This window comes from Curtobacterium flaccumfaciens (assembly GCF_018598405.1).
GTDB lineage: Bacteria > Actinomycetota > Actinomycetes > Actinomycetales > Microbacteriaceae > Curtobacterium > Curtobacterium aurantiacum.
The window spans coordinates 60,028-72,341 of the sequence record NZ_JAHEWS010000012.1 but is presented as its reverse complement, the minus strand read 5'-3'; the positions used below and the strand labels follow the sequence as shown (position 1 = coordinate 72,341).

The window sequence follows — 12,314 nt, the reverse complement described above, 5'->3', positions numbered from 1 at the left end:
CGGGCCGCGGCGCTCAGGAAGCTCGTGTCAGGCCTGGGCCTTGACGATGTAGTCGACCGCGTTGCCCACGGTCTTGAGGTTCTTGACCTCTTCGTCCGGGATCTTCACGTCGAACTTCTCCTCGGCGTTGACCACGATGGTCATCATCGAGATGGAGTCGATGTCGAGGTCGTCCGTGAAGGACTTGTCGGCGGCGACGGTGTCGGTGGCGATACCGGTCTCGTCGTTGATCAGCTCGGCCAGGCCGGCGAGGACTTCTTCGTTGGACAGGGCCATGAGTGTTCTCCTTGAAGGGGGGTGTCGTTTGACCGTGGACCAGCCTAGGGCACGCGGGGTCCGGGTGCGCGGAGGCTCGTCGGGATGGGGACCGGTCGCGCGGGTGCGCGACCGGAGTGGGTTCAGGGGAGGACGACCACCTGGGCACCGAACACGAGCCCGGCGCCGAACCCGATCTGCAGGGCGAGGCCGCCCGACAGGTCCGGGTGCTCCTCGAGCAGGCGGTGCGTTGCGAGCGGGATGCTCGCGGCGGAGGTGTTGCCGGTGGTGGTGATGTCGCGGGCGATCGTGACCGTCTCGGGCAGGCCGAGCTGCTTGGCGAACTCGTCGATGATGCGGATGTTCGCCTGGTGCGGCACGAAGGCGGCGAGGTCCTCGGGGCGGACCCCGGCGGTCTCGAGCGCCTGGCGGGCGACCTTGACCATCTCCCAGACGGCCCAGCGGAACACGGTCTGACCGGCCTGACGCATGGTCGGACGGGGTGCCCCGGCCTCCCACTCGTTGTAGGTCGCGGTCATGCCGATGGCGTCCCACTTCGAGCCGTCGGAACCCCAGATCGTGGGGGCGATGCCCGGGAAGTCGCTCGGGCCGACCACGGCGGCGCCGGCACCGTCCCCGAGCAGGAACGAGATGGAGCGGTCGGTCGGGTCGACGACGTCGCTGAGCTTCTCGGCCCCGACGACCAGGACGTGGTCGGCGAGCCCGGACTTGATGAACGAGTCGGCCTGGGCGATGCCGTAGGCGTACCCGGCGCAGGCGGCGCTGATGTCGTAGGCGGCGGCCGGGGTGGCACCGATCCGCTCGGCGAGCAGCGACGCCATCGACGGGGTGGCCACCGTGTGGGTGACGGTGCTCACGAGCACGACGCCGATCTGGGACGGGTCGATGCCGGCCTTCTCGATGGCCTCGCGCGCGGCGGCCTCGGCGAGGTCCACCGCCTCGACGTCCTTGCCCGCGCGCTTGCGGGTGATGATGCCGGTGCGCTGGCGGATCCACTCGTCGGATGAGTCGATCGGGCCGACGAGGTCGTCGTTCGGCACGACGTTCTCGCCGCGGGCGGCGCCGAACGCCAGGATGCGGGTGAACTCGTGGCCGCGGCGCTGCTGGAGCAGCGGACGCGCGGATCCGGTCGGGAGGCCCGTGGGGGCGTCCGTCGGGGTGGTCGGGTCGGTCATGCGGTTGCGTCTGCTTCCTGGCCCGCGCGCTGCAGCAGGTCGATCGCTGCAGGCAGGTCGTCGGGGGTCTTGATGGCGACGGTCGGCGTGCCGCGGAGACCGCGCTTCGCCAGGCCGACGAGGGCACCGGCGGGTGCGAGCTCGATGATGCCGGTCACACCGGCGGCGGAGAAGGACTCCATGACCGCGTCCCAGTGCACGGGGCTCGCGATCTGCTGGACCATCAGGTCGACGAAGCGACGGCCGTCGTCGACCCGGGAGCCGTCGGCGTTCGTCCAGATCGGCAGGGTCGGGTCCTGCACCGTGGCGGCGGCCGCCAAGGGGGCGACCCGCTCGACGGCGGGGGCCATGTACCGGGTGTGGAACGCGCCGGCCACGGCGAGCGGGATCACGCGGGCCTTGGCGGGCGGGTCGGCGGCGAGGGCCGCGATCGCGTCGGCCGCACCGGCGACGACGGTCTGGCCGCCACCGTTGTGGTTCGCGGGCACCAGGCCGTGCCCGGCGAGGGCTGCAGCCACGGCGTCGGCATCGCCACCGAGGACGGCGGCCATCGAGGTCGGCTCGAGCGCGGCGGCGTCGGCCATGGCTCGGCCGCGCTCGGCCACCAGGGCGACGGCGTCGGTCGGCTCCAGGACCCCGGCGACCGCGGCGGCGGTGAACTCGCCGACCGAGTGTCCGGCGACCCCGCCCACCAGGGCAGGGCGGCCCTCGGCGAGCAGGGCGTCGGCGGTGACCAGTCCGGCGGCGACGATGAGGGGCTGCGCGAGCGCGGTGTCCTTGATGGTGTCCGCGTCGGAGTTCGTGCCGTGCTCGGCGAGGTCGACCCCGATCGACTCGGACCACTGCCCGACGCGTTCACGGACGGTGGCGTCCTCGAGCCAGGGGGCGAGGAAGCCGGGGGTCTGGGAGCCCTGTCCGGGCGCGACGACGACGATCACCGGACAATCCTCGCGTTCTCGTCCCGCGGGGCCCGTGTGGACTTCCCACACGAATCCGCGCGGGACATTGTCGGTTCTCTACCGTTCGGCGCGTTCGGCGCGTTCGGCGCGTTCGGCCGTCGGGTGTTCTAGCGCCGGGGCGTGATGCGTCGGCGTCCGGTCGCGGACTCGGACATCGCACCGAGGATGAGCGCCGACTGCACGATCAGGGCGTCACGGGCGTGCGTGGCGTCCCACCCGATGATGTCGGCGACGCGGCGCAGCCGGTAGCGCACGGTGTTCGGGTGCACGAAGAGCTCCCGCGCCGTGGCCTCGAGCGAGCGGCCTGTGTCGAGGTAGCACCAGAGCGTCTGCAGGAGTTCGGTGGACTGGTCCTTGAGCGGGACGTAGATGCGCTGGACCAGGGCCGACCGGGCGAGGGGGTCGCCGGCCAGGGCACGCTCGGGCAGCAGGTCGTCGGCGAGGGCCGGTCGGGGCACCCCGCGCCAGGCCCGTGCGACGGCGAACCCGGCGAGGGCGGCCTTCGCGCTGGTCGAGGCGTCGACGACCCCGGGGACCTCGTTGCCGAGCACCAGGTAGCCCTCGCCGAACAGCGGTTCGAGGGCCTGCGCGATGGTGGTGAAGGAGACGGGTTCCTCGCCCTCGGGCACGTCGTCGCGCGGGGTGGCACGACCGATGACGACGACGAGCCGTGATCCCTGGACCCCGACGAGGACGTCGGCGTCCAGGTGTCGTGCGGTGCGACGGACCTGGTCGACCTCGAGCTGCTTCGGCGCGGTGCCGACGAGCACCGCGACCTCGCCGTGCCCGTGCCACCCGAGGGCGGCGATGCGGGACGGCAGCTCGTCGTCGTACTCGCCGGAGAGGATCGAGTCGACCACGAGTGCTTCGAGCCGGGCGTCCCACAGGCCGCGGGCCTCGGCCGCGCGGGCGTAGACGTCGGCGGCGGCGAACGCGATGTCGCGGGAGTACTTGAGGATCGCCTCCTGCAGCATCTCGTCGTCGGCGGCGCGTTCCTCGACCACGGTGACCACCACGCGGATGAGCTGCAGGGTCTGCTGCAGGCTCACGGAGCGCAGGAGCTCACGCGGCGCGGAGCCGAAGACGTCGGCCGCGGCGATCCACGGCGTCGACGCGGTGCCCTCGAGCCAGCTGATGAACGAGGTGATGCCGGCCTGGGCGACGAGGCCCACGGCGGAGCGACGCCCCGGCGGCATCTCGCTGTACCAGGGGAGCGTGTCCTCGAGGCGCTTGATCGTCGCGGTGGAGAGTTCTCCGGACACCTGACGGAGCCAGGAGAGCGCACGCTCACGCGCGCTCTCCTGGCTCTCGTGGTCCGGGCGGACCGTCGTCACGGGTTGATCAGCTCTCGCCGCCCGCGCTGCCGGTGGTGCCGGCGGTGACGTCGTGCAGACGGTACTTGTCGATCGCCTGCTGGACGAGCGCGCCGTCGACCTTGCCCTGGCGGGCGAGCTGCTGCAGCGTCCGCACGACGACCGAGGGGCCGTCGATGTGGAAGAAGCGGCGAGCGGCCGGACGGGTGTCCGAGAAGCCGAAGCCGTCGGCGCCGAGCGTGGCGTAGTCGGTCGGCACGAACGGACGGATCTGCTCCTGCACCAGGTGCATGAAGTCGCTCACGGCGACGACCGGGCCCTCGGTGCCGAGCAGACGCTCGGTGACGAACGGCGTGCGGGCCGGCTCGTTCGGGTTGAGGAACGCCTGCTGCTCGGCGGCCACACCGTCGCGGTACAGCTCACCCCAGCTCGTGACGCTCCAGACGTCGGCCGACACGCCCCAGTCCTCGGCGAGGAGCTGCTGCGCCTCGAGGATCCACGGCACGGCGACACCGGACGCGAGCAGCTGGGCCTTCGGGCCGTCGTGCTCGCTCGGCTTGAGCAGGTACATCCCCTTGAGGATGCCCTCGACGTCGACGCCCTCGGGCTCGGCCGGCTGCACCAGCGGCTCGTTGTAGACCGTCAGGTAGTACATGACGTTCGGGTCGGCGTGCTTGGGCGAGCCGTCCTCGTTCGTGCCGTACATGCGGTCGAGGCCGGCCTTGACGATGTGACCGATCTCGTAACCGTACGCCGGGTCGTACGAGACGACGGCGGGGTTCGTCGTGGCGAGGAGCGGCGAGTGGCCGTCCGCGTGCTGCAGGCCCTCGCCCGTCAGCGTGGTGCGGCCGGCGGTCGCGCCGATCATGAAGCCACGGGTCATCTGGTCGCCGGCGGCCCAGATGGCGTCGCCGGTGCGCTGGAACCCGAACATCGAGTAGAAGACGTAGACCGGGATGAGCGGCTCGCCCTGCGTCGAGTACGACGTGCCCACCGCGGTGAACGCCGCGAGGGCGCCAGCCTCGTTGATGCCGACGTGGATGATCTGGCCCTGCGGGCTCTCCTTGTAGGCCAGGAGGAGCTCACGGTCGACCGACGTGTAGTGCTGGCCGTTCGGGTTGTAGATCTTCGCCGACGGGAAGTACGCGTCCATGCCGAACGTGCGGGCTTCGTCCGGGATGATCGGGACCACGCGGTTGCCGAAGTCGGGGGAGCGCAGCAGGTCCTTCAGCAGGCGGGCGAACGCCATGGTCGTTGCGACCTCCTGCTTGCCGGAGCCCTTCTTCACGACCTGGTACTTCGAGTCGTCCGGCAGCGTGAGCTGCGTGTACTTCGTGCGACGCTCCGGCACGTACCCGCCGAGCGTCCGACGACGCTCGTGCATGTACTGGATCGCCTCGTCGTCGTTGCCCGGGTGGTAGTACGGCGGCGTGTAGGGGTTCTCTTCCAGCTGCGCGTCGGAGATCGGGATGCGCATCTCGTCGCGGAACTGCTTGAGGTTGTCGAGCGTGAGCTTCTTCATCTGGTGGGTCGCGTTGCGCCCCTCGAAGCTCGGGCCGAGGCCGTAGCCCTTGACCGTCTTCGCCAGGATGACCGTCGGCTGGCCCTTGTGCTCGGTCGCGGCCTTGAACGCGGCGTAGACCTTGCGGTAGTCGTGGCCACCGCGCTTGAGGTTCCAGATCTGGTCGTCGGTGTAGTCCTTGACCAGTTCGAGCGCCTTCGGGTCGCGCCCGAAGAAGTTCTCGCGGACGTACGCGCCGTTCTCGGCCTTGTACGTCTGGTAGTCGCCGTCCGGCGTCTGGTTCATCAGGTTGAGGAGCGCGCCCTCGGTGTCGCGGGCGAGCAGGTCGTCCCACTCGCGGCCCCAGACGACCTTGATGACGTTCCAGCCCGCACCGCGGAAGAACGCCTCGAGCTCCTGGATGATCTTGCCGTTGCCACGGACCGGACCGTCGAGTCGCTGCAGGTTGCAGTTGATGACGAAGTTCAGGTTGTCGAGACCGTCGTTCGCAGCGACCTGGAGCTGTCCGCGGGACTCGACCTCGTCCATCTCGCCGTCGCCCAGGAACGCCCAGACCTGCTGGTCCATGGCGTCCTTGATGCCGCGGTTCGACAGGTACTTGGCCTGCTGCGCCTGGTAGATCGCGTTGATCGGGCCGATGCCCATCGACACCGTCGGGAACTGCCAGAAGTGCGGCATGAGGCGCGGGTGCGGGTACGACGAGAGACCGCCGCCAGCGTGCGACTTCTCCTGCCGGAAGCCGTCGAGCTGGTCCTCGGAGAGACGCCCTTCCATGTACGCGCGGGCGTACATGCCGGGGGAGGCGTGGCCCTGGAAGAAGACCTGGTCGCCGCCGGACGGGTGGTCCTGCGCGCGGAAGAAGTGGTTGTAGCCGACCTCGTACATCGCGGCGCTCGACGCGTAGGTCGAGATGTGCCCGCCCACCGCGATGCCCGGACGCTGCGCGCGGTGCACCGTGATGGCCGCGTTCCAGCGGATCCAACGGCGGTACCGGCGCTCCAGCTCTTCGTCGCCGGGGAACTCCGGCTCGTTCTCCGGCGCGATGGTGTTCACGTAGTCCGTCGTCGGGACCATCGGCACACCGAGGTGCAGTTCCTTGGACCGCTTGAGCAGGCTCAGCATGATCTCGCGACCGCGCTGGTGTCCGTGGGTCTGGACCAGCCCGTCGAGGGACTCACGCCATTCGGCGGTCTCCTGCGGATCCTGGTCGTTCGCCCCGGTGCTGTACGGGTCCTGGTCGTTCACCGTCACCCTTGACCTCGTTCGTTCTCGTGGTGGTGGACATGGTGGCTCCGGTGGTCGGGTCACGACCGGCTGGGGCCCCGTCCACTCTAGGCCCCAGGACCGACGCTGATGCTGATGGTGACGTGCAGGTGGACGGGTGCTTGCATTCACGTGTCGTCGGCGTAGCATGGCCGATCGTGCGCACGCGATCTGCGAGTGCACGGACCCGACGGGCACACCCCACGCCCGAGGAAGAAGCACACGTAGCGATGGCACTGGAGATCGGCTCACTCGCGCCGGACTTCGAGCTCCCGAACCAGTTCGGTGAGCACGTCCGACTCAGCGACTTCCGCGGCAACCGCCCGGTCGCACTCGTCTTCTTCCCGCTGGCGTTCTCGTCCGGGTGCACGAACGAGCTCTGCACCCTGCAGGACAACATCACGATGTTCCAGGACCAGCGCATCGAGCTCCTCGGCATCTCGGTCGACTCGAAGGCGACGCTCCGGTCGTTCGCCGAGACGAACGGCTACGACTTCGAGCTGCTCGCCGACTTCTGGCCGCACGGCGCGGTCTCGAAGGAGTACGGCGTGTTCCTCGAGAAGAAGGGCTTCGCCACCCGCGCGACCTTCGTCATCGACGTGCAGGGCCGCATCAAGGCGTCGATCATCACCGAGCCCGGCCTGCAGCGCGACGTCGCCGAGTACAAGGCGGCCCTCGACCGGCTCGCCGCCTGCTCGGCACCCGTCCCCGTCGGTTAGCGTTCCGAATCCCTCCTGACGGACGCATCCGCGTCGACGGTCGGACAGGAGGCCCGGTGCACGCCATCGACACCGACCCACGTGGTCACGGGGTCGCCGCTGATGCGTACGCCCCGTACCCGGTGCGCGTCACGCCCGGCGCCTGGGGGCTGAACCGCACGCTCGTGGAGGCCCCGACCGGGCCCGTCGTCGTGCACCACCGCGCCGGCCCGGACCCGCTCCTGCTGCTGCACGGCGTCGCCGGCTCCTGGTCGACGTGGACACCGCTGCTGCACGCCGCGGACGGGATCGGCGACCGCGGGCTGGTGCTCGTCGACCTGCCCGGCTGGGGATCGTCGCCGGCTCCGGACGGTCCGCTCGGGCTCGACGCCGTCACCGGTGCCGTGTCGGCCGTCCTCGGTGCGCTGGGCCTCGGCGCGGTCGACGTCGTCGGGCACTCGATGGGCGCGTTCGTCGGGCTGCACCTGGCGGTGGTGGCGCCCGAGCGGGTGCGGTCGCTCGCCCTGGTGTCCGGCACCACGGTCGCGACCGCCGGGGCTGCTCGGCACCCCGTGCGCGGGCTCCGGACGCTGCCGGCGTTCACCCTGCTGCGTGCGGGCCTCACGGTGACCGGGGGCGCCGCTCGCCCGCTCCTCCGGGGGATCGCGCGGATCGGGCTGCTGCCGCTCGTCGCCGCGCCGGTGTTCACGCACGTGCGGCGGCTCGACCCGAGCGTGCTCGACGCCTTCGTCGAGGAGCTCCGGCCGGAGCAGTTCACCGAGGCCGCGCGGTCGGCGGCGGCGTACGACGTCGACCGGTGGCGCACGATCACCTGTCCGGTGACCGCGATCGCCGGGCGTGACGACGTGTTCGCGCGGGTGTCGGACCTCGCGGCGCTGCGGGAGCTCCTGCCGCAGACGCGCACCGTGCTGCTCGACGACTGCGGGCACTTCGCCCACGTCGAGCGTCCCGACGCGGTCGCCGGGACACTCGGCCTCTGCTGAGCCGGTCGGGCCGCGTCAGGCGGGGACGGGGAACGTCGCGGCGACGCGGGAGCGCACCTCGGCGACGACGGCCTCGCGCATCGTGGGGGAGAACAGCGCGTGGTCGCCGTCCTCGACGCGGACGACGGACACCGACCCGCGACGGTCGTCACCGGGCCAGCGCCGGACGGCCTTCTGTCCGCCGAGCCGGTCGAACAGGGCGGCGTCCTCCGGGGCGACGATCACGACGACGTCGGTGCCGTGCTCGACGAGCGGGCGGACGTGGCCGACGACCCCGCCCATCCGGTCACGGCGTGCGATCCGGTCGCGGACGGCCTTCGGCACGAACCGGTTGTAGCGCTCGCGCACCCACATCCGAGCCGGTGAGGGAGCGTCGACCGCCCGGACGTCGTCTGCGTACGAGCCGGGCTCGGCCGGGCCGCGACGGTAGTCGTTCGGGCTGATCTCGATGACCAGGCGCGGGGCCTCCTCGACGGCGCGGCCCGCGACCCAGGCGCCGGCGCACATGCCGACGAGCACGAGCCGGTCCGAGGGAGTGGCGAGTGCGGTGACGACGGCGGACTGGTCCTCCACCCACTCCTGCGCGAACAGGAAGCTCCGCTCGTCCTCGTGCACGCCGGTGCTCTCGCCGGTGGCACGACGGTCGACCCGGACGACCCGGGCACCGTCGCGGGCGAGCGCGCGGGCGAGTTCGACCTGGTAGTCGGTGGCCCCCACGCGGTGCTCGGCGCCGCCGCTGTGGAGCACCACGACGGGGGCGTCGTGGTGCTGGGTCGACGAGACGGTCTCGATCCCGAACAACCCCTGTTCGCCGAGGCGGACGATCCGCTCGGAGACGCGGCCGTCGACGTCGAGGATCTCCTCGAGGACGGGCGCCGTGACGGGCACCGCCACATCGGGTGCCCAGGAGTCGAGCCAGGCGACGACGGTGTCGACGGCGGCCCCGGGGATGCGGGCGTGGATGCTCGTGCCGTCGAGGAGCTCGGCGCTGCCGGTGACCTCGGTGACGGGCACGCCGCCCAGGCCCTTCGGCGGGGTCGCGCCCGGACGGACGAGTGCGACGGTGGGCCCGGTTCGCGGGGCGAAGGCGAGGTCCGACAGTGCGGCGGCCTCGTCGGGCTCGACGTCGAACCCGATCAGGCTCTCGACGTCGTCGACCACGCGGTCCGCACCGATCGTGATCGTCGCCAGGGCGCGCTGCCGACGGAGCCAGCCCTTGCCCGATGCCGGTGCGTCCCAGACGACGAGGCCGTCCGCGTCAGCGGCCGCGTTCGCCGCGACGAGGGCGGCCGAGGCCAGCCCGACGAAGGCGACGTGCTGCACCCCCGTCGTGCGGAGCACGGCGGCGGCGTGGCGTGCGGACCGGACCTGCGCGTCGGGCGTGGTGTCGGGGGCGCCGTCACCACGTCCGGACGGGTCGTAGCGCACCGAGGCGATGCCACGGGCCTCCAGGCGGTCGGCCAGCAGACGGAGCGTGCGGTACGCGATGACGCCCTCCTGCCCGAGCGGCGGGCAGATGACGACGCCGGCTCGCGCCGTGGCGGGGAGCTGGACCGCGGCGCGGATCGCCGGCGATCCGGACCAGCCGTGCAGCGTGGTCACAGGGCGAGGGCGGCGCGGGTGGACGCCGGCCAGGCGTCGACGTCCGTGCCGTGGGCGGCGAACAGGGCGATGGTGATGCGCTCGAGGCCGAACGCGATGCAGGCGCTGTGCGCGACCTGTCCGTCCTCGGTGCGGAGGCCGAACGAGGTGCCGAAGTGGTCCTCGTGCAGGTTCGCGGAGCTGATCGCGGTGGCGTCGTGGTCGGGGCCGTAGACCGGCGTCACGAACTCGAACTTGAGCGCCTGCTCGACCTGGTTGCGGGCGAGCATCTGCCCGACGCGGCCGAAGAACGGGTCGTTCGCCGGCACGACGTCGATCTCGAGGCCGAACGACTCGAGCAGGGCGCGCATCACGGGGATGCTGCCGTCGCGGTGGGCGGCTGCGGAGGCGGGCGTGCCGACGTGCACGAACTCGTGCATGTGGAAGGCCTGCAGGCGCATCGGGTCGAGCGAGGGTTCGCGGCGGAACGAGTCGCCGAGGATGTCGAAGAACCGGCCCTGCTGGGGCACGGTGTCGCCGATCAGGCCGTAGACCGGGTGGCAGACGGCGGGGGTGAGCATGAGGTCGGCCGGCTCGAGGAACCCCTCCCAGCGCTCACCGTGCTCGCGGGCGGCGAGCAGTGCGCGGTGGGTGCGGTCGTCGCCGGTGAACCCTGAGATCGACGCGGCGAGGTCCGGGAACGACGCGATGTAGTCCGTGCGCTCGAAGGACGCGAGCGGCTCGACCGGGGGGAAGCGCAGGACCTCGGCGCCGAGGTGCTCCTGGCCGCGGACCGCGGCGGCGTCGACGGCGGTGTACACGCGCTCGAAGACGCCGGTACGGCCGTAGAGGCCGGGGGCGCCGAGGTCGAGGAGCACACCGTCGGTGAGCAGGCTGGCGCGGAGGGCGGCGCGGGCGGCGTCGAGTGCCGCGGGCGTGTCCGTGGTGGCGGTCGCGGTGGTGCTGGTGGTGGTGTCCGTGGGGGTCACAGGATCACTCCCGTCATGAGGGCCAGGTCGGCGTCGTTCTTGAGGAGACGGTCGTTGCTCACCATGACGGCGGCGCCGTGGGCGTCTCGGAGGTGCCGGGCGATGCTCATCGGACCCGAGGCCGCGTAGCCCGCGATCCCGACGATGCGCAGCGCCTTCGTGACGATGTCGGTGACGCGCTCGGACGCACCGATCTTCAGGGCGTTCGCGGCGAGGGCGTACGCGCTCGAGGCCAGCACGTCCGGGTCGTCGGCGGCGGCGTCGAACCGTTCGGCGGCGTGGCGCACCGAGTCGGCCAGGGCCTGCAGGTCGACGAGGAGCTCGGCCAGCCGGAGGGCACCGGGCGGGGTCGTCCCGACGGCGGCGCGGGCCTGCTTGCGGACGGCGCTGCGGGCACGTTCGGCGGAGGAGACCGCGATGCCGAGCCAGACCGAGGCCCAGAGCACGTGCGACACCGGCAGGACGGTCTGGGCGGAGATCGTGGCGTAGTCGTCGCGGAACACCCGGTCGGTCGTCGTCTCGGTGTCGAGGATCCACCCGTTGCTGCACGTGCCTCGGAGCCCCATGGTGTCCCAGGTCGACGTCTGCGACAGGACCATCGCGTCCGTCCGGCAGATCAGTAGGCGCTGGTCCGACGCCGGGGCGTCCGGGTCGCGACGGGCGGTGACGAACACCGCGTCGGCCTCGGTGGCGTACGAGATCACCGGCGCGTCCTTGCGCAGGCGGATCCGGCCGTCGTCGGTCGGCTCGATGGAGCAGGTGGAACGCCGGGCGTCACCGCCGACGCCACGCTCGGTGGTGGCTGACGCGACGAGTGCCCCGCCCCGGACGGCTTCGATGGTCTCGAGCACGCCGGCACCGTCGCCGCCGTGCCGCCAGAGCGCCATGACCTGGCCCTGGTGCATCGCGAACACCATCCCGGTCGCGGCACACGCCCGCCCGAGTTCGGTCGCGATCGCGGAGAGCTCCGACACGGAGGCACCCTCGCCACCGTGCACGGTCGGCACCGCTGCCGCCAGCAGGCCGTACTCCCGCATCGCGGCGATGGCCTCGCGCGGGGGCCGGGCGTCGCGGTCGACCTCGTCGGCGAACTGTGCGGCGACCTCGGCCACCGCGCTCGCACGCTCGGCGAAGCGGTCGACGACCGACGGTGCCGGCAGGACCAGGGTCACGAGACGAGCTCCGCGGCGAGCTCCGCCGCGGCGGTGATCGACTCGACGCTCGCGAAGGTGGACCGGTTCAGCACGGAGTCGGGGAACTCGACGTCGAGGTCGGACTCCACCGCGAGCATCACGTTGACGGTGGCGTGCGAGGTCAGGCCGAGGGCGTAGAGGTCGGCGACCGACGCGACGTCCCACGCGTCGACCGTCAGCCGACCGTGGTCGGCGAGGGCGCGACGGACGGCCCGGTCGGTGGCCGGGTCGGCGATCGTCGCGGTGCTGCTGGAGGGGTTCGGGTCCTGTTCCATGACGGCAACCATAAGGAAGGTGCGGCCTCGGGAAACCGCCGTGCGGGTGCGGGAAACCGCACGGTG

The 12,314-nt window shown here is 71.8% G+C and carries 11 protein-coding genes; 2 read left to right on the top strand and 9 right to left on the bottom strand.

Features of this window, described 5'->3' with window-relative positions:
* Positions 1-27: 27 nt before the first annotated feature.
* The 5 genes from KK097_RS09605 to aceE form a co-directional block, all read right to left on the bottom strand.
* Positions 28-276, bottom strand: coding sequence for an acyl carrier protein (locus KK097_RS09605; protein ID WP_017886710.1), 249 nt, complete (start codon positions 274-276; stop codon positions 28-30).
* 122 nt (positions 277-398) lie between these two features.
* Complete coding sequence (locus KK097_RS09600; RefSeq protein ID WP_250893048.1) at positions 399-1,451, bottom strand: beta-ketoacyl-ACP synthase III; 1,053 nt, start codon at positions 1,449-1,451, stop codon at positions 399-401.
* Positions 1,448-2,389: an ACP S-malonyltransferase gene (locus KK097_RS09595; protein ID WP_214544522.1), complete on the bottom strand. Its 942-nt coding sequence runs from the start codon at positions 2,387-2,389 to the stop codon at positions 1,448-1,450. Before KK097_RS09595 ends, KK097_RS09600 begins: the two co-directional genes overlap by 4 nt.
* Before the next feature lie 128 nt (positions 2,390-2,517).
* Positions 2,518-3,744 carry a PucR family transcriptional regulator gene (locus KK097_RS09590; protein ID WP_214529843.1) on the bottom strand — a complete coding sequence of 409 codons (1,227 nt, stop codon included), beginning with the start codon at positions 3,742-3,744 and terminating at the stop codon, positions 2,518-2,520.
* A 7-nt stretch (positions 3,745-3,751) separates the two neighbouring features.
* Entirely contained in the window at positions 3,752-6,496 is a 2,745-nt protein-coding gene (gene aceE / locus KK097_RS09585) for a pyruvate dehydrogenase (acetyl-transferring), homodimeric type (RefSeq protein WP_214529844.1), read from the bottom strand.
* A 242-nt stretch (positions 6,497-6,738) separates the two neighbouring features.
* Between aceE and KK097_RS09580 the strand changes: the two genes are divergently transcribed.
* Together KK097_RS09580 and KK097_RS09575 are read left to right on the top strand one after the other, a co-directional pair.
* The gene (locus tag KK097_RS09580) at positions 6,739-7,227 is read left to right on the top strand and encodes a peroxiredoxin (RefSeq protein WP_110862105.1); all 489 of its coding nucleotides are present in this window, start codon (positions 6,739-6,741) and stop codon (positions 7,225-7,227) included.
* Between the two features lie 56 nt (positions 7,228-7,283).
* Positions 7,284-8,210 carry an alpha/beta fold hydrolase gene (locus KK097_RS09575; RefSeq protein WP_214529846.1) on the top strand — a complete coding sequence of 309 codons (927 nt, stop codon included), beginning with the start codon at positions 7,284-7,286 and terminating at the stop codon, positions 8,208-8,210.
* 15 nt (positions 8,211-8,225) lie between these two features.
* Here the strand turns inward: KK097_RS09575 and KK097_RS09570 are convergent, their stop codons facing one another.
* The 4 genes from KK097_RS09570 to KK097_RS09555 are packed head-to-tail and all read right to left on the bottom strand — an operon-like array spanning position 8,226 to position 12,248.
* Complete coding sequence (locus KK097_RS09570; RefSeq protein ID WP_214544520.1) at positions 8,226-9,812, bottom strand: alpha/beta fold hydrolase; 1,587 nt, start codon at positions 9,810-9,812, stop codon at positions 8,226-8,228.
* Positions 9,809-10,780: an amino acid--[acyl-carrier-protein] ligase gene (locus tag KK097_RS09565; protein WP_214544519.1), complete on the bottom strand. Its 972-nt coding sequence runs from the start codon at positions 10,778-10,780 to the stop codon at positions 9,809-9,811. The genes KK097_RS09570 and KK097_RS09565 overlap by 4 nt, the downstream gene beginning before the upstream one ends.
* Positions 10,777-11,952, bottom strand: coding sequence for an acyl-CoA dehydrogenase family protein (locus KK097_RS09560; RefSeq protein ID WP_214544518.1), 1,176 nt, complete (start codon positions 11,950-11,952; stop codon positions 10,777-10,779). The genes KK097_RS09565 and KK097_RS09560 overlap by 4 nt, the downstream gene beginning before the upstream one ends.
* Complete coding sequence (locus tag KK097_RS09555) at positions 11,949-12,248, bottom strand: acyl carrier protein (protein ID WP_214544517.1); 300 nt, start codon at positions 12,246-12,248, stop codon at positions 11,949-11,951. Before KK097_RS09555 ends, KK097_RS09560 begins: the two co-directional genes overlap by 4 nt.
* Positions 12,249-12,314: the final 66 nt, after the last annotated feature.

Bases quoted from the DNA above. Each gene is read 5' to 3' on its own strand.
- KK097_RS09555 (WP_214544517.1), bottom strand. From the start codon at position 12,248: ATGGAACAGGACCCGAACCCCTCCAGCAGCACCGCGACGATCGCCGAC.
- KK097_RS09605 (WP_017886710.1), bottom strand. From the start codon at position 276: ATGGCCCTGTCCAACGAAGAAGTCCTCGCCGGCCTGGCCGAGCTGATC.
- KK097_RS09580 (WP_110862105.1), top strand. From the start codon at position 6,739: ATGGCACTGGAGATCGGCTCACTCGCGCCGGACTTCGAGCTCCCGAAC.
- KK097_RS09600 (WP_250893048.1), bottom strand. From the start codon at position 1,451: ATGACCGACCCGACCACCCCGACGGACGCCCCCACGGGCCTCCCGACC.